Annotated in this window: 14 protein-coding genes; 10 read left to right on the top strand and 4 right to left on the bottom strand. The window is 66.1% G+C overall.

Translation table 11 applies throughout. From position 1 onward, the window contains the following. Positions 1 to 93 precede the first annotated feature (93 nt). Positions 94 to 765 carry a TetR/AcrR family transcriptional regulator gene (locus tag IV112_RS14915; protein WP_304004529.1) on the bottom strand — a complete coding sequence of 224 codons (672 nt, stop codon included), beginning with the start codon at positions 763 to 765 and terminating at the stop codon, positions 94 to 96. A 170-nt stretch (positions 766 to 935) separates the two neighbouring features. Here IV112_RS14915 and cobA point away from each other — a divergent pair, with 170 nt between their 5' ends. Further along, a complete protein-coding gene (cobA, locus tag IV112_RS14910) occupies positions 936 to 1,718 on the top strand; it encodes a uroporphyrinogen-III C-methyltransferase (protein WP_304004527.1) in 783 nt (260 codons plus the stop codon). 458 nt (positions 1,719 to 2,176) lie between these two features. Continuing rightward, positions 2,177 to 3,121: an IS110 family transposase gene (locus tag IV112_RS14905; protein WP_368500537.1), complete on the top strand. Its 945-nt coding sequence runs from the start codon at positions 2,177 to 2,179 to the stop codon at positions 3,119 to 3,121. Between the two features lie 313 nt (positions 3,122 to 3,434). On the opposite strand, the gene bamC is transcribed toward IV112_RS14905, so the two are convergent. From bamC to IV112_RS14890, 3 genes are all read right to left on the bottom strand, one after another. Next, positions 3,435 to 4,589, bottom strand: a complete 1,155-nt coding sequence (bamC, locus tag IV112_RS14900) for an outer membrane protein assembly factor BamC (protein WP_020163884.1) — start codon at positions 4,587 to 4,589, stop codon at positions 3,435 to 3,437. A gap of 22 nt (positions 4,590 to 4,611) precedes the next feature. Then, positions 4,612 to 5,490, bottom strand: coding sequence for a 4-hydroxy-tetrahydrodipicolinate synthase (gene dapA / locus IV112_RS14895; protein ID WP_029143586.1), 879 nt, complete (start codon positions 5,488 to 5,490; stop codon positions 4,612 to 4,614). 103 nt (positions 5,491 to 5,593) lie between these two features. Next, the gene (locus IV112_RS14890) at positions 5,594 to 6,472 is read right to left on the bottom strand and encodes a histone deacetylase family protein (RefSeq protein ID WP_304004587.1); all 879 of its coding nucleotides are present in this window, start codon (positions 6,470 to 6,472) and stop codon (positions 5,594 to 5,596) included. A gap of 203 nt (positions 6,473 to 6,675) precedes the next feature. On the opposite strand from IV112_RS14890, the gene IV112_RS14885 reads away from it, so the two are divergent. The 8 genes from IV112_RS14885 (at position 6,676) to IV112_RS14850 (ending at position 16,453) form a co-directional block, all read left to right on the top strand. Further along, the gene (locus tag IV112_RS14885) at positions 6,676 to 7,590 is read left to right on the top strand and encodes an AAA family ATPase (RefSeq protein WP_304004521.1); all 915 of its coding nucleotides are present in this window, start codon (positions 6,676 to 6,678) and stop codon (positions 7,588 to 7,590) included. Beyond that, positions 7,590 to 8,543 (top strand): DUF58 domain-containing protein, encoded by a 954-nt coding sequence (locus IV112_RS14880; protein ID WP_304004519.1) that lies wholly within the window; start codon positions 7,590 to 7,592, stop codon positions 8,541 to 8,543. The genes IV112_RS14885 and IV112_RS14880 overlap by 1 nt, the downstream gene beginning before the upstream one ends. After that, a complete protein-coding gene (locus IV112_RS14875) occupies positions 8,540 to 10,543 on the top strand; it encodes a transglutaminase TgpA family protein (RefSeq protein ID WP_304004518.1) in 2,004 nt (667 codons plus the stop codon). Before IV112_RS14880 ends, IV112_RS14875 begins: the two co-directional genes overlap by 4 nt. Continuing rightward, a complete protein-coding gene (gene mltB / locus IV112_RS14870; RefSeq protein ID WP_304004516.1) occupies positions 10,540 to 11,568 on the top strand; it encodes a lytic murein transglycosylase B in 1,029 nt (342 codons plus the stop codon). The genes IV112_RS14875 and mltB overlap by 4 nt, the downstream gene beginning before the upstream one ends. A gap of 495 nt (positions 11,569 to 12,063) precedes the next feature. Beyond that, complete coding sequence (locus IV112_RS14865; RefSeq protein ID WP_304004514.1) at positions 12,064 to 12,396, top strand: hypothetical protein; 333 nt, start codon at positions 12,064 to 12,066, stop codon at positions 12,394 to 12,396. A 159-nt stretch (positions 12,397 to 12,555) separates the two neighbouring features. Then, complete coding sequence (locus IV112_RS14860; RefSeq protein ID WP_304004512.1) at positions 12,556 to 13,041, top strand: DUF4844 domain-containing protein; 486 nt, start codon at positions 12,556 to 12,558, stop codon at positions 13,039 to 13,041. A gap of 666 nt (positions 13,042 to 13,707) precedes the next feature. Further along, positions 13,708 to 15,021 carry an ATP-dependent nuclease gene (locus IV112_RS14855; RefSeq protein ID WP_304004509.1) on the top strand — a complete coding sequence of 438 codons (1,314 nt, stop codon included), beginning with the start codon at positions 13,708 to 13,710 and terminating at the stop codon, positions 15,019 to 15,021. 97 nt (positions 15,022 to 15,118) lie between these two features. Further along, positions 15,119 to 16,453, top strand: a complete 1,335-nt coding sequence (locus IV112_RS14850; protein WP_304004507.1) for a ferredoxin reductase family protein — start codon at positions 15,119 to 15,121, stop codon at positions 16,451 to 16,453. Positions 16,454 to 16,481: the final 28 nt, after the last annotated feature.

Here is a 16,481-nt window from a genome sequence, read left to right as displayed (position 1 = left end):
GCTCAGCAAGGCGGGTGATCCCGGGCGAATAAGGCGGACAGGAGTGCGCTCATGACGCAACACGAGCAATTCGCGCGCCAAGCATCGGCGGCCTCACGCCGACGGCGGGGCTTCAAGACCTCCGACGATGAAAGGCACCAGTGCGCGCAGCAGGCTTTCGGGGTCGTTGCGGGCGGCCGGTGAGCAGCGGCCGAGCAGATGCATCACGTCGCGCCCGGCCATCACGTAGGCCACGATGCCGACGAAGAAGTACATGCGGCGCAGCAGTTCGTCCTCGGGCAGCGCCGGCAGCGCGCGCATCAGCGCCTTGCGATACCAGTCCATGATACGGACGTACTCTTCGGGGATGAAATCGTCGCCCGGCTCGAAGTAGGCGCGGCCGATCAGCTGCTTGAACACGGCGCCGGACACCGTGTCCTTGCGCGACAGGCGCAGCGTCGACTCGACGAAGGTTTCAACGATGCGGGTGACGCTCAGCGGCGCCTCGACCGCCTCGCGTTCGAGCTTGGCGAGATAACCGGAGCGTGTGCCGTCGGCCCCAAGCACGCGCTGATACACGCTCTCCATCAGGTCGCGCTTGGACCCGAAGTGGTAATTGATCGACGCCAGCGGCACACCGGCCGCCGACGCGATCATGCGCATCGAGGTCGCCGCGTAGCCCTGCTCGGTGAAGAGCTTCTCGGCCGCCGCGAAAATGCGTTCCTTGGCATCGCCGCGCGTGCGCGCCTCGGCAGTTCGGTCGGATTTCAGGGTTTCGTTCGGCACGGCGCGTCATTTCCTGGGACACAGTCTGACTGTAGCACTGGCTGCACAGCGACGGTGCGCGTATGCACCCGTCGCGGGCATGGCAGGCGGCCGCAACGCCCGAGCGCGGTGAAATCGCGGCCTCGGCGCGACGTATCGGGGGCTGGCACCGGACTTGCAAGGTACTCGTCATGACGACTTACGCACCCCGGACCGGAAAGGTCTATCTGATAGGCGCCGGCCCCGGCGACCCCGAACTGCTGACGCTGAAGGCCGTACGCGCGCTCGGCCGCTGCGACGTACTGTTGGTCGACGACCTGGCCGACACCGCTGTGCTCGAACACGCGCGCAGCGACGCCCGCATCGTGCGCGTCGGCAAGCGTGGCGGCTGTCGCAGCACGCCGCAGGCCTTCATCGAACGCCTGATGCTGCGCTATGCGCGCGCCGGCTTCACGGTCGGCCGGGTCAAGGGCGGCGACCCCTTCGTGTTCGGCCGCGGCGGCGAGGAAATGCAGACGCTGCGCCGGGCCGGCATCGAATGCGAGGTGGTGAGCGGCCTGTCGGCCGGCATCGCGGTACCGGCCACGCTGGGCGTGCCGGTCACCCACCGCGACATGGCCTGCGGCGTCACCTTCGTCACCGGCCACGCACGCGAAGACGGCCAGCCGGGCCGCGAGCCCGACTGGGCGGCACTGGCCCGCTGCGGTACGACCCTGGTCATCTACATGGGCATGCGCAAGCTGGCGTCCATCGCCGAAGCGCTGCACGCCGGCGGCCTCGCCGCCGACACCCCCGCCTGCGCAATCCAGAACGGCACCCGCGACAGCCAGCGTGCCGTCGTGTCCACGCTGCGCGACCTGCCGCAGGCCGTCGCCGACGCCAAGCTGGGCAGCCCGGCCATCGTCGTCATCGGCGAAGTGGTCAATCTGGCCGAAGTCGCCGAACAGGCTGAAGCGCTGTCGATGAGGGCCTGAAGGCTGCCGACCGGGCCTTCACCCGGCGCGCCGCACTGCCCACCGCCGCTGTCGGGGTCAGAAGACCCCTCCCACAAAACCCCCCGCTCCAACCGCGGCTGCGGATCGGGCACGACTTGTTAGAGCGGCCCCTGTGGAAGCGGCGTTGGCCGCGACGCGCCTGTCGCTGGCTGTCGGCTTCGATCAAGGCCGCAATCGCGAGCAAGCTCGCTTGTATGTTCTGCCCTGGCAAGCGTAGGAATAGCTTGTCGGGCGGAGGGACCGAGCTCGGATCTGACGGCAAGCACGTACAGACAGTGGGAGAGATGTCCCGCCCTCACCCCAAGCACCGATCAGGAATCCATCGGACCGTGACCGCGGTACCGTCCATACCCTGCAAGCCAGTGCTGTGGTGAATCCCGACAAGCCTTTTGAACCTTAGTCGGGAGGGCCCCATCGTGACAAGTCAGAACGAGGCAGTGTGCTTTGGCATCGACGTCTCCAAGCATTGGCTGGACATCGCCGAGTACCCCAGCGCGCAGGTGACGCGCATCGACAACACCGCTGCGGCCATCCGCGGCTGGTTGCGCACGCTGCCGAGAGGTGCCCAGCGCATCGCCTGCGAATCGACCGGCAGCTATCACTGCACGCTCGTCGAGTTGCTCATCAAGGCCGGACATCAGGTGTTTCTGATCGACGGCTTCAAGCTGTCCAGGTACCGCGACACCGTGGGCCAGCGCGCCAAGACCGATCGGCACGACGCACGCCTGATCGCCCGCTACCTCGCGCACGAGGGCACGGATCTGCGCCCCTTCTCCATGCCAGCCCCCGCGGTCACCGAACTGCGCAGCCTGCTGCGTCGTCGCGCAACCGTGGTACGCAGCCTGGGTCGCATCCGTCAGAGCATGGAAGATCTGCCCGGCTTTGGTCGCGAAGTGCGTGTGGCTCTCGCGCGGCTCACCGCCTTGATCAAACGGTTCGAGCAGCGCATCGCCTCGCTGATCAACGAGAGCGGATGGACTGAACCGTACCGGCGCATCCTGAAGATCGAAGGCGTCGGCGCGCTCACCGCCGCTGGCCTGTGCGCGGCGTTCCATCGCGCTCCCTTCAGCGGTGCGGACGCCTTCATCGCCTTCCTTGGCATGGACGTCAGCGTGCGCGACTCGGGCAAGAAGACCGGACGCCGTGCGCTGAGCAAGAAGGGTGACTCGGAGATGCGCCGCCTGCTCTACAACGCCGCCATGGCGGCCAGCAGATCCACGACCTGGCAGCCGTTCTACCAGCGCATGCTCCAGCGCGGATTCAGCCGCACCCAGGCGCTGGTTGCGCTGGCAAGAAAACTCGCTCGCGTTGCCTTCTCGCTGATGAAGAACGCCGCCGACTATGTCCCGAAACAGCACGAAAACGCTTGCGCCGGAACATAGAATCTCCCACAACAAGCTCGGTCCCACAGTTTTCGGCGCAGGCCTGAGCAAAGTACCCTGGGGGAGGCGGGCATTGCTGCCGACGGGGCCGCAAGCTGGCGCCCCACACTGCCCGCCGCTGCTGTCGGGGTCGGAAGACCCCTCCCACAGAACCCCCAGGCTCCAGCCACGGCCGCGGATCGGGCACGATCCCTGTGAGAGCGGCCCCTGTGGGAGCGGCCTTGGCCGCGACGGGGCTTTGACGGGACGCGGAAAGAACAAAAGGCGCCGTGGGCGCCTTTTGTTCCTGCACGGGGCAGCGTTGCCGCGCCGCTTACTTCAGCTGTTCGTGCAGCAGCGACAGGATGCGTTTCGCGGTGCGGGTGTCGTCGAGGCCGCCTTCGCGGGTGAGCACCTGCACCGAGCTCTGCTTGCCCTCGCCCTTGACCAGGATGCGGTACTGGCTCTGGCCCGCCTTCGGATCCGGCTTGTCGTCCGGCATGAAGAACAGCAGCTTGGACAGGATGCCGCCGTCCTTCTTGCCCGTGGCGTCGACTTCCGGGTCGACGTAGCGCACGAAGTACACACCCTGCGAACGGTCGCGGTCCTCGACGGTGAAGCCGACGCGGTCCAGCGCGAGGCCGACGCGGCGCCAGGCGCGGTCGAAACCTTCGTACACCTGCAGCGTGCTGCCCTTGTCGGCCGACACCAGTTGCGCGCGCTCGGCCACCGGTTGCGCGGCCAGCAGCACCTTGGCGCGCTCGTTGTCGGCGCCCAGACGCACCATCAGGCGACGCAGCATTTCGGCTTCCAGCTCGGGGTCGGCCGGACGCGGTTGCCATACGGTGTTGTCGCTGCGCTCGTTGGTGTAGACCTCGACCACGCCGCGATGGCTGACATAGATTTCGGTGGTGCCGGGCTCGGCGCCCGGCTCCAGACGGGTGCGGAACTTGTCGCGCTCGGGCGTCGAGTAGAGCTGGTCGATCAGGCGGCCGATGGTGTTGCGGATGATGTCGTTCGGGAGCTTGGCGCGGTTCTCGTTCCAGTCCGTTTCCATCACGCCGGCTTCCGGCTGTTCGATGTCGATCAGGAAACCGGTTTCCTGCCAGAACTCCTTCACCTGCGGCCACAGATCGTCAGGGCTGGCATTGACCACCAGCCAGCGCTGGCTGCCGGCACGCTCGATGCGCATCTTGTCGACCTGCGGCAGCACGCCTGACGACTGCGGCTGCACCACACCGCCGGTGTTCGTGCGGTCGGCGTTGTAGGCCGACATGGTCGCCGTGCCCTTGCCGCCGGAATCCGGCACCGCGAAGCGGTCGGTCTGCTGCGGCAGCGTCAGGTCGGGCGGCAGGTCGAGGCGCGGCGTGCGCTTGGCCTGGGCCTTGTAATCGACCTTGCCGGAATCCATGACCTTGTCGAACATCGAGCAGCCGGTGAGCGCGCTCACCAGTGCCACGCACAGCGCGGAAAACTTCAGCAGATTCATCGAACGGGATACCAGAGGACGATCAGGCAAGCACGCCGGCCTGCTTCATCGCGGCGCGGACCTGCTCGTGGAATTGCGGCTGCAATTCGGTCAGCGGCAGACGCAGCGTCGGGCCGCACAGGCCCATCTGCTGCACGGCCCACTTGACCGGAATCGGGTTGGCTTCACAGAAAAGCTGACGGTGCAGGCCGATCAGCTTCGCGTTGATCGCGCGCGCCTTGACCGCGTCGGCGGCCAGCGCTGCGGCGTTCATTTCGTGCATCAGGCGCGGCGCCACGTTGGCGGTAACCGAAATCGAGCCGTGGCCGCCCATCAGGATGAAGGCGGCGGTCGAGGCGTCGTCGCCGCTGTACAGCGCGAAGCCCTCGGGTGCGCGGTTGATCAGTTCGCCAGCGCGGTCGAGATTGCCGGTGGCGTCCTTGATGCCGACGATGTTCGGAATTTCCGACAGGCGGATGGTCGTGTCGTTGGCCAGATCGGCCACCGTGCGGCCGGGCACGTTGTACAGGATGAAAGGCACATCGACCGCTTCGGCCTGGGCGCGGAAGTGACGGTACAGGCCTTCCTGCGTCGGCTTGTTGTAGTACGGCACGACGGTCAGGCAGGCATCTACGCCGACCGACTTCGCGTGCTGCGCCAGTTCGATCGCCTCGCGCGTCGAGTTGGCGCCGGTGCCGGCGATGACCGGGATACGGCCGGCGGTGTGCTCGACCGTGAAGCGGATCAGTTCGCAGTGCTCGTCGAAATCGACGGTGGGCGACTCGCCGGTGGTGCCGACGATGACGATGCCGTCGGTGCCTTCGGCGACGTGGAAATCAATCAGGCGACGCAGGCTGGCGTAGTCGAGACTGCCATCCTCGTTCATGGGGGTGACGATGGCGACGAGCGATCCGGTAATCATGTGCGAAACAGTGGCTTCGGCAGGAAACGCGCCATTCTACCGGAGCGCGGGTGCAAGCCCAACAGGCGCAACTGGATCAGTCTGTAACAGCCCCCCCGGCCACTCAAAGCTCGGCCAGCGCCCGGATGTGCTCGACCGCGCTGCGCCCCAGCGCCGACAGCGCGTAGCCGCCTTCCAGCATCGACACGATGCGGCCCTTGCCGTGCTTCCTCGCGACCTTCATCAGTTCGGTGCTGACCCAGGCGTAGTCGGCCTCGACCAGCCCGAGCGAGGCCATGTCGTCCTCGTAGTGCGCGTCGAAACCGGCCGAGATGAAAATCATCTGCGGCGCGAAGGCGTCGAGTCGCGGTAGCCACTTCGTCGTCACCGCCTCGCGGAAGCCTTCGCCGCGGGTGCCGGCCGGCAGCGGCACGTTGCACAGATTGTCGGCCAGCGGCTCCGCCCCGGAATACGGGTAGAAGGGGTGCTGGAAGATGCTCACCATCAGGATGCGCTTGTCGTGGGCGACGATGTTTTCGGTGCCGTTGCCGTGGTGCACGTCGAAATCGATGATGGCAACGCGCTCCAGCCCGTGCTTCTCCAGCGCGTGGCGGGCGGCGACCACCACGTTGTTGAAGAAGCAGAAACCCATGGCGCGGGCGTATTCGGCGTGATGGCCGGGCGGGCGCACCGCGCAGAAGGCATTCACCGCGGCGCCCGACATCACCAGATCGGTCGCGTGCACGCCGGCGCCGGCGGCGCGCAGTGCGGCGCGCAGCGAATTCGGGCACATCGCGGTATCCGGGTCGAGATGGACGATGCCGCTGCCCGGCACCGCGTCGAAGATCTGCCGCAGGTACTCCGGCGAATGCGCGCGCGCCAGCATGTCGATGTCGGCCGCGGGCGCGTCGTGGTGCTGCAGGTAGGCGTCGAGACCGCTGGCGATCAGGCGGTCCTGTATCGCGGCCAGACGGTCGGGGCATTCGGGATGGTGCGGCCCCATGTCATGCAGGGCACAGTCGCGGTGTGTAATGTATGCGGTCGTCACCGCCTCTCCTCCGGATTCCTGCAGTTATCGATGCAACCGGCCGTTCCGGCTCTGTGTCACAGGCAGGACCGCGCGGCTTCAGGGCCGGGCATGTACTGCCGTCATGTTTCTACAGTATCGCGCCGATCATCCCGCCACAACTTAACGTAGCTCAAGCCATGCCCACCCTCGCTCCCCGCGCCGTCGTCGAAGCCGCCTCCACCCTCATTCTCGGCAAGCGCAGCCGGCTCGAACTGGCGCTGACCTGCCTGATCGCCGGCGGCCACCTGCTGATCGAGGACGTGCCGGGCACCGGCAAGACCACACTGGCGCACGTGATGGCCCAGCTGTTCGGCCTCGACTTCCGCCGCGTGCAGTTCACCAGCGACCTGCTGCCGGCCGACATCCTCGGCGTGTCGGTGTTCGAGCGCGACAGCGGCGTGTTCCGCTTCCACCCGGGCCCGGTGTTCACGCAGGTGCTGCTGGCCGACGAGGTGAACCGCGCCACACCGCGCACGCAGAGCGCGCTGCTCGAAGCGATGGAGGAGCACCAGGTCAGCGTCGAGGGCGAAACCCGCCGCCTGCCCGAGCCCTTCTTCGTCATCGCGACGCAGAACCCGGCCAGCCAGATCGGCACCTATCCGCTGCCCGAATCGCAGCTCGACCGCTTCATGATGCGCATCACGATGGGCTATCCCGACCCGGCGGCCGAACGCGCGCTGCTGACCGGCCGCGACCGGCGCAGCCTGCTCGCCGATCTGGCGCCGGTGGCCGACGCCGTGACGCTGACGCAGTGGCGCGCCGAGGCCGAGTCGCTGCATGTGGCCGACGCGCTGATCGACTACGTGCAGGCGCTGATCGCGCACACCCGCAGCAGCGGCGCCTGGCGGCTCGGCCTGAGCCCGCGCGCCGGCCTCGCGCTGCTGGCCGCCGCCCGCGCCCACGCACGCGTCTTCGACCGCGCCCACGTGCTGCCGGAAGACGTGCAGGCGGTGCTGCCCGCCGTCGCGCTGCACCGCCTGCCGGCGCTCGAACAGGGCAGTCCGGACGACGCGGCGCGCGCGCTGCTGCAGGCGGTGGCGCTGCCGGCCTGATGCGCGACGCACTCCGCCGCTGGCTGGCCGCGCTCGGTGGTTCGCCGGCGCTGCCGCTGACGCTGGACCGCCGGCGCATCTTCGTACTGCCGACCCGCGTCGGACTGGTATGGGGCGTGGCGCTGATCGCCATGCTGCTGACCGCGATCAACTACACGCTGAGCCTGGGCTTCGCGCTGGTGTTCATGCTGGCCGGTCTGGGCCAGGTCGCGCTGCTGCACACCTTCCGCAACCTGCTCGCGCTGCATCTTCGCGAAATGCCCCCGACGCCGGTGTTCGCCGGCCAGCCGGCGCGCTTCACGCTGTGGCTGGAAAATGAAGCACCGCGCCCGCGCCCGGCGCTGCAGCTGGCGATGGCGGGCGCCGAACCGGCCGACGCCGCAGTCGACGCGAACGGCCGCTGCGCGGTGACGCTGTCACTGCCGACCACCCGCCGCGGCTGGCTGGCACCGGGCCGCGTCACGCTGAGCACCCGTTACCCGCTGGGCCTGATCCGCGCCTGGAGCTACGCCCAGCCGCAGCAGCGCTGCCTCGTCTACGTGCAGCCCGAAGCCGGCCGCCCGCCACTGCCGGCCAGCGACGCGGGCCGCGCAGGCCTGCGGCCGCAGGGCGACGGCACCGAGGAATTCGCCAGCCTGCGCGACCACCGCGCCGCCGACTCGCCGCGCCACGTCGCCTGGAAAGCCTGGGCACGCGCGCCCGACCTGCCGCTGCTGACCAAGCAGTTCGACGGCCAGGACGGCGGCGAACTGTGGCTGGATCTGGCGCAACTGCCGGCCGCCCTGTCGCTCGAAGCCCGACTCGCGCGGCTGACCGGCTGGGCACTCGACGCCGACGCGGCCGGTCTGCGCTACGGCCTGGCGCTGCCCGACGCGCGCATCGCACCGGGCAACGGCCCGGGCCACCGCGAGCGCGTGCTGCGCGCGCTGGCCCTGCACGGACTGCCCGCATGATGTTCCGTCGCAAGCGCTCCCCTCCGGCGCCCGCCATGCCGGCCGCACCGCTGACCAACACCCGCATCGGCTGGCTGATGGCGGTCGCCGCCTGTGCGCTGCTGCCGCACGCCGACCACCTGCCGGCCTGGCTCAACGCGGTGGCGCTGCTGCTGTTCACCTGGCGGCTGGCACAGTGGAAGCTGGGCTGGGCCGGCGCCAGCACGGTGGTCAAGGCGCTGGTGGTGATCGCCTGCTGCGCCGGCGTCACGCTCACCTTCGGCCGCCTGTTCGGCCGCGAGCCCGGCGTCGCGCTGCTCACGCTGCTGCTGGTGCTCAAGCTGCACGAGCTGAAGAGCGTGCGCGACGGCCACACCGTCGTGCTGCTCGGCTACTTCATGCTGCTGGCCGCCTTCCTGTATTCGCAGACACCGGCGATGGCGGCCGTGCTGTTCGGCTCGATGGTGGTGATCACCGCCGCGCTGATCGCGCTGACCGGCCCGCCGGCGCCGGTGCGCGCGCTGCTGCGGCAGTCGGCGTGGATGCTGGCGCAGGCGCTGCCCTTCATGCTGGTGCTGTTCGTACTGTTCCCGCGCGTGCCCGGCCCGCTGTGGGGGCTGCCGCTGGACGCCTTCGGCGCGCGCTCCGGCCTGTCCGACAGCATGTCGCCGGGCGACATCTCCCAGCTGAGCCTGTCCGGCGAGATCGCCTTCCGCGCCCGCTTCGACGGTGCGGCGCCGCCGGCGCGCGAGCTGTACTGGCGCGGCCCGGTGCTCACCTCCTTCGACGGCCGCACCTGGCGTCAGGGCGAAGCCGCGCGCCGCCTCAACGACGGCACACCGCACGCGGTCGACGGCCCGCGCATCGGCTACGAAGTGACGCTGGAGCCGCACGGCAAGAACTGGCTGTTCGCGCTGGAAACCGTGGCCGGCCTGCCGCTGGGCGCGCGCGTGTCCGACGACTGGCAGGTACTGGGCAGCGAAGTCGTGCGCGCGCGCCGGCGCGACCGTTTCGAATCGGTGCCGACGGCGCGCCCGGGCCGCGAAGAGTGGAGCGCCTATCTGGAGGCAGCGCGCCGCCTGCCGCCGGACGGCAACCCGCGCGCCCGCGCGCTGGCCCGCCAGCTGCACCTGGACGCCGGCAGCGACGCCGAAACGGTGGACGCCGCGCTGCGCCTGTTCCGCCGCGAAGCCTTCGTCTACACGCTGACGCCGCCACTGCTCGGCGAGGACGGCATCGACCAGTTCCTGTTCGACAGCCGGCGCGGCTTCTGCGAGCACTACGCCGGCGCCTTCGTGTTCCTGATGCGCGCTGCCGGGCTGCCGGCGCGCGTGGTGACCGGCTATCAGGGCGGCGAGCGCAACGAGGTCGATGGCTTCGTCGTCGTGCGCCAGTCCGACGCCCACGCCTGGGCCGAAGTGTGGCTGGATGGCGAAGGCTGGCGCCGGGTCGACCCGACCGCCGCCATCCTGCCGTCGCGCGTCGAACGCGGACTGGCCGACCTGCCGGCCGGCGAACCGGTGCCCTTCGTCGCCCGCGCCGACCTCGGCTGGCTGCGCGACTTGCGCCACCGCTGGGAAGCGGCCAACAACGCGTGGAACCAGTGGGTGCTGTCCTACGACCAGCAGAAGCAGCGCGAACTGCTGGCGCGCCTCGGCATGGCGCAGCCGGACTGGCGCACGATGACCGCATGGATGGCCTCGCTGTGCGCCGTCATCGCCATCGCGCTGACGCTGTGGGCGCTGCGCCGCCAGATCGCCGCCGACGCGCTGGCGCGCGCCTGGGCCGGCATCGACCGCGCGCTGCGTCCGGCCGGCCTGGGCCGCGAAGCGTGGGAAGGGCCGTTCGATTACGCCGACCGCATCGCCGCGCTGCGCCCGGATCTGGCAGCAGAATTGCGCACAGCGTGTACACTTTATGCAGACGCCCGCTACGGCCGCGCCGCCCATGCGCCGGCCGTGCGCGCACTCCGGACGCACGCCCGCGCGCTGCGCCGCCACCGCACACCGCCCCGAACATGACCGCCCGCTTCACTGCTCACTCCGCATCCCGCCGTCACTTCCTGACCGGTGCCGGCGCCCTGCTGCTGGCGCCGCAGCTGCCGGCACAGATCAGCACCACGCCGGACAACTTCGCCGAGCGCGACGACGTGCGCGCCTTCTGCGCCGAACTGGCCGCCGCGCACGGCTTCGACGAAGCGCAGCTGCTGGCGCGCTTCGCCGAAGCACGGCTGCTGCCCCGCGTGATCCAGCTCATCCGTCCGCCGTCGAGCCCGGCAGTGAAATCGTGGACGCGCTACCGCAGCCGCTTCGTCGAACCGCTGCGCATCCGCGCCGGCCGCGACTTCCTGGCCGAACACGCCACCACCTTCGAACGCGCCGAACAGACCTTCGGCGTGCCGCGCGAAGTGGTCGCCGCCATCATCGGCGTCGAAACGATCTACGGCCGCCACACCGGCGACTTCGAACTGCTGAGCGCACTGTCGACGCTGGGCTTCACCTACCCGCCGCGCGCCGAACTGTTCCGCCGCGAACTGGGCGAACTGTTCCTGCTCGCCCGTGAGCAGGGCCGCGACGTCACCGACTTCCGCGGCTCCTACGCCGGCGCACTCGGCTACCCGCAGTTCCTGCCCAGCAGCTGGCGCCGCTACGCCGTCGACTTCGACGGCGACGGCCGCACCGACCTGATGAACAGCCCGGTGGATGCCATCGGCAGCGTCGCCGCCTACCTCGCCGCGCACGGCTGGGAAAGCGGCGAACCGGTGGCCCAGCGCATCCGCATCACCGACGAAGCCGCCGCCCCGCTCGTCGCCGCCGGCGTCGAACCGTCGATCGACACCGCCACCCTCGACACCGCCGGCGCCCGCCCACTGCGCGGCGGCGACCTGATCGCCAAACCCGCCACCCTGGTCGACCTCGTCACCCCCGACGCCCAGACCGAATACTGGCTCGGCTTCCGCAACTTCTACGCGATCACCCGCTACAACCGCTCGTACTTTTATGCGATGGCGGTGTATCAGCTGAGTCAGGAATTGCGGCAGGGGTGAGGTGGCAGGCTGGTACGGCGCTCCTCGGAGAGTGCCGAACGGCATCCCCTCCCCGCCTGCTGTTGCCGACGGGTCGCACACCGCGGGGATGAAGTCATGCGAAGAGTCCTATGAAGGTAAGAGGATGATCGCCGCGTGCTTCGCAGCGTTTAAGCACTGTTCGGCAACATCCAGAAGACATGCAGCAGACCCTATTCACGCCGCATGGCCGGGAGAAAATGGATGGGCAATGGAAGCTGTATTGCCTGGCGCACAACATCGAAAAAGCCGGGCACTACGGATACGCGAATTAGGTAAGCTGGTGGGCGAGACCAATGCCGTTTCGAAAGCGCGCGGCGCCGGGTGGGGCAGACGTGCGGGGACGACGACGAAACGAAGATCGCGGAAGTGAAACGATGATGAAAGAGTTCGATCCGGCGAGCGCCGGGCACAACCGCTTGCCCCTGAATGGATTTTTTTGCAGCGTCGCTAGACAGCATTCGTATGGCGAGCGTCATGCCTGAGTGGATCGAAAATCTCCTGGCAGAAGCTAGACGAGATGTCGTCTACGTCTTCAACATTACTCAGGGCGCGTACGGTGGCCCTAAGCCCATGCCGTCAGAGGCTGAGCTGCCTGGCTTGATCGAGCAGGTTGCCGAAGCCTTGCTGCAGCGCGGGTGTGTCGTCGGGTTTGGAGATCCTGACTCCAACAAGTGGCGTGTGCCCAACGAGCTCCACGTGCCGTTCGAACACAAACCTTCGGCGATCTCCCGCTCGTGGGTGAAGAGTCCAGAAGAGTTCCAGTTCCTCGTGTTTGCCTTGAGGAGGCACAACGAACATGCCGCCTAACCGCGCATTCCCGCGGACCGCCCTCGGCGGTCAGTGAACTCAAACGTTAGCGCTCATGGAATTCACCGCACTTGTCGGCCAACGCCTGGTTTGAACCGCCCCGGGTTTTCCGGACTTGATGCGCACGTATGCGCTAGAAAATATCGTAGGCACCGGCTCATGAGCTCCGTCTTCGTGAAAGTACTCGTAGCACTGATTGCCACTGCGGCACTGGTCCTGACGCTGGGTCTGTCAGGCGCGCTGTTCTTTTTCTGGCCGACGAGCTTCCCCGACCAATCACTGAGAATCACGCCCGAAGTTCTGGCGGAACTCCAGGCGCTGAAAGACGAGCGGAAGTTCGGTAGAGACGAGAGCACTTTTTACCCGGGCGCGCCGACTGAAGCTGTCCGCGCCAGCGCGCAGGCCTCAGTCGATGCAATCATTCAATCGTTGGTCACAGAGTTGCCTCCTCACCCGAGACGTTCAGTTGTCCTTGCGACATTCAAGCGTGTCCTGATCGGGTTGGAGCAGCATGAATCAGAGGAACGTGACCAAGCCCTCGTCTATCTCCATCGCATCATGTCCATCGTCGGAGTCAACAACTCGGGCGAACTGCTGAATGTATGGCGTTACGGTTTCCCCTACGGATGGTTCTTGCGTACCTGACTGGACATTTAACGCCACGTCCGTCACTCCACTCGCCGCCGTCCGCCGTACCAACGTGCTGTTCATGGCTGTCTTCGCCGACAGATCCCCGCACTAACGTGCCGCCGCACACTTCATCAGCCGCTTGGGAGACGAAGTTACCGCCACCCTCGACACTGCACGGCGGCAACCTCATCGCCTAACCGGCCACCGTGGCCGACCTCGGCACGCCCGACGCCCAGACCGGATATCGGCTCGGCTTCCGCAACTTCTAAGCGATGGCCGTGTATCAGCTGAGTAAGGAATTACAGCGGGGGCGTCGGTAGCCCGTTCTTCTGAGTTACCCGCGTCTCGCATGGCGCTGACGAATCTCGCAACCCGCCACGTCCGATCGAGAGTGTCGGTCGCCAGGCGTGGAGCGCCCTGATGCTTATGGTGTAATGCGGTTCAGGTACTTGAGTTCTCGTCAGCGGAAGGACTCGCACTGGCAAGTCGGTTTCAGGAGCGGTCGCGCGAGGATAAGGTTTTCATCGCCGATTAACGTATGTAAATCTTCAGCCAAGGTCGAAGAAGCGAGCGTATCAAGGTCATTTTAGGCCGGCGTTTACCCAGCACCGGTCGGATTTTGGCGCCAAAAATTGCCCCAACTAACAAAGTTGGTCAGCCTGTCAGGTTAAGGGATATTCCATGTACCAATATGATCAGCGCCCAAGCACCCGCTTTACAGAAAGCGCCCAAGATTTAATTACAAAAATCCGCGAGAGCGAGTACGCAGTGTTGGTCGGCCGCAACAACTGCGGAAAGTCATTCCTACTGAAAACACTCACTCAACAGTGGGGAGCAACCGCCTCGTACCTCGGTCCGGCTCGCTATCAGAACTTCAACCTCCTCGGTTACTTCACTCCGAACAGGAATAAAAAAAATCAGCGTTATAACGAGTTCCTGAATCAGTGGAACCAGCAGCAACAGAACATCGACAACTCGCCAGTCAATCTTCAACAAGCGATTGCCGAGTTGACTGATTCACAACGCGATACGCTTGTCGAGATTATCGAACAACTTCTCGGGACCCGAATGGAAATAAAGGAGACAGTTCCTGGCAACTCCATGTCTCAGAAGTACATCTCCTGCAACGGACACAACATCTCTTACACCAGCTCTGGGTTCCGCCTGATCGCAACCTTACTGACCAGCCTACTTAGCAACGACTGTGACACTTTCCTAATCGACGAGCCCGAACTAGGCGTCAGTCCGGAGGCACAGGGAGTGCTCGCGGACTTTCTCTTCGACCGCGAACATCGAGCCAAGTACTTCCCTCACATTCGAACCATAGTTTTCGCAACACATTCAACTGTATTCTTGGACCGGCGACATATTGGCAATAACTATGTCGTATCAAAGCAGGGCGATGAGATCGACTTAAGGTCGGTTTCAACACTGGGAGAGCTAAACAAGGTTCACTTTTTCCTTTTAGGAAATCGTTTCGAAACACTCTACCTCCCATCCATCATCCTCCTTGTAGAGGGAAAATGCGATCACCGCTTCATTGAGAGAGCAACAAGTATCAGATTTCCAAACTCCCAGCTAAGCGTCATTTCAGCAAACTCGGATTCCCGAATAAAAGAAGTTCTAACAATTGCAGGCGGCCTGCTGACAGACATACAGCGGAGTCCCTATAGAGATCGAATATTTGTAGTCCTCGATTCTGTTCATTCAGCCTCATTGCCGGAGCAATTGGAGAAGATGGGGGTTTTTCGAGAGAACATAGTCAAGTGGCCATTAAACGGCATTGAGCACTATTACCCACCCGCACTGGTTGACAAGATATTTCCCGGCTCTGGAGAGCTCGATATTGTTGGCGATCGGGTGTCACGTGGAGGCGTTGAGTACAACAAGAACGACCTCGCCGAGAAGATTGTCACAATGCTTGAAGCTGCGACACCACATCACGCCGATTTTGAACGCCTTCTACTTGGACCGCTTGCACAAAAATCTGGTTAATTAGTCATTCCGCCAGACCTGCGCCAAGAGCCACGTCGGCGGGTGAATTGAAACATTGAGGTTACGGTCAAAATTACTCCAAGCACTTCATGAAATCATGAAACGCCTCCGCCTCGCATTCCTCGCAACCCTGCTGCTGCCCACCGCGCTCTGGCTCGCCACCGACACGCTGCTGCCCGAGCCGTTCACCTATTTCTCGTTCCGCTCGGTGTTCATGCAATACAGCGGAGTGATCGGCATCGTCGTGATGAGTGTGGCGATGCTGCTGGCCTTGCGTTCGAAATGGCTGGAGTCGCTGCTGGGCGGGCTGGACAGAATGTATCGGCTGCACAAGTGGCTGGGCATCGCGGCGCTGGTGGTGGCCGTCCTGCACTGGTGGTGGGCGACCGGTACCAAGTGGATGGTGGGCTGGGGCTGGCTGGTGCGGCCGGCACGCAAGCCGGTGGCCGGCGAAACGCTGGGTGCGGTCGAAGGCTGGCTGCGCGGCCAGCGCGGGATGGCCGAAGCCGTCGGCGAGTGGGCGTTCTATGCGGCGGTGGTGCTGATCGTGCTGGCGCTGGTCAAGCGCTTTCCCTACCACTGGTTCGCCAGGACGCACAAATGGATTGCGCTCGCCTATCTCGCGCTGGCCTATCACACGGTGGTGCTGACCAAGTTCGCGTACTGGTCGCAGCCGGTCGGCTGGCTGCTGGCGGCCTTGCTGATCGGCGGCAGCGTGGCCGCGCTGCTGAGCCTGGGCGGGCGGATCGGGGCCGGTCACAAGGTGCAGGGCCACATCGCGGCGTTGACCGAATACCCCGGCGTGCACGTGCTCGAAGCGGCCATACAGCTGGAGGATGGCTGGCGCGGACACGCGCCGGGGCAGTTCGCCTTCGTCACGTCGGACAGGCGCGAAGGCGCTCACCCGTACACGATCGCGTCGGCATGGAATCCGGCTGAGCGCCGGCTCGTGTTCATCGCCAAGGCGCTGGGCGACCACACCCGCCGACTGCGTGACACATTGAAGATCGGCATGCCGGTGACCGTCGAGGGGCCGTACGGCTGTTTCGACTTCGAGGATACGCAGCCGCGGCAGATCTGGGTCGGGGCCGGCATCGGCATCACGCCCTTCATCGCCCGCATGAAGCAGCGCGCCGCCAAACCGGACGCGCGGGCGATCGATCTTTTTCATCCGACGGCCGACTTCGATCAGAGCGCCATCGACCATCTCACCGCGGATGCCGCAGCGGCCGGCGTGCGACTGCACCTGCTGGTCGACGCCCGGGACGGACGCCTGAATGGCGAACGCATCCGCGCCGCGGTGCCCGACTGGGCGTCTGCCAGCATCTGGTTCTGCGGCCCGCCGCGCTTCGGTGAGGCGCTGCGCGCGGACTTCGTCGCCCACGGCCTGCCGCCCGACCGTTTCCATCAGGAACTGTTCGAGATGCGCTGATCGCCGCCGGGATACGGTTCTTCCGGCG

Source organism: Methyloversatilis discipulorum (assembly GCF_018780585.1).
In the GTDB taxonomy this organism is placed as follows: domain Bacteria; phylum Pseudomonadota; class Gammaproteobacteria; order Burkholderiales; family Rhodocyclaceae; genus Methyloversatilis; species Methyloversatilis discipulorum_B.
This window is presented reverse-complemented; position numbering and strand designations above follow the sequence as displayed.

Bases quoted from the DNA above. Each gene is read 5' to 3' on its own strand.
- cobA (WP_304004527.1), top strand. From the start codon at position 936: ATGACGACTTACGCACCCCGGACCGGAAAGGTCTATCTGATAGGCGCC.
- bamC (WP_020163884.1), bottom strand. From the start codon at position 4,589: ATGAATCTGCTGAAGTTTTCCGCGCTGTGCGTGGCACTGGTGAGCGCG.
- dapA (WP_029143586.1), bottom strand. From the start codon at position 5,490: ATGATTACCGGATCGCTCGTCGCCATCGTCACCCCCATGAACGAGGAT.
- IV112_RS14890 (WP_304004587.1), bottom strand. From the start codon at position 6,472: ATGGGGCCGCACCATCCCGAATGCCCCGACCGTCTGGCCGCGATACAG.
- IV112_RS14885 (WP_304004521.1), top strand. From the start codon at position 6,676: ATGCCCACCCTCGCTCCCCGCGCCGTCGTCGAAGCCGCCTCCACCCTC.
- IV112_RS14880 (WP_304004519.1), top strand. From the start codon at position 7,590: ATGCGCGACGCACTCCGCCGCTGGCTGGCCGCGCTCGGTGGTTCGCCG.
- IV112_RS14875 (WP_304004518.1), top strand. From the start codon at position 8,540: ATGATGTTCCGTCGCAAGCGCTCCCCTCCGGCGCCCGCCATGCCGGCC.
- mltB (WP_304004516.1), top strand. From the start codon at position 10,540: ATGACCGCCCGCTTCACTGCTCACTCCGCATCCCGCCGTCACTTCCTG.
- IV112_RS14865 (WP_304004514.1), top strand. From the start codon at position 12,064: ATGCCTGAGTGGATCGAAAATCTCCTGGCAGAAGCTAGACGAGATGTC.
- IV112_RS14860 (WP_304004512.1), top strand. From the start codon at position 12,556: ATGAGCTCCGTCTTCGTGAAAGTACTCGTAGCACTGATTGCCACTGCG.
- IV112_RS14855 (WP_304004509.1), top strand. From the start codon at position 13,708: ATGTACCAATATGATCAGCGCCCAAGCACCCGCTTTACAGAAAGCGCC.
- IV112_RS14850 (WP_304004507.1), top strand. From the start codon at position 15,119: ATGAAACGCCTCCGCCTCGCATTCCTCGCAACCCTGCTGCTGCCCACC.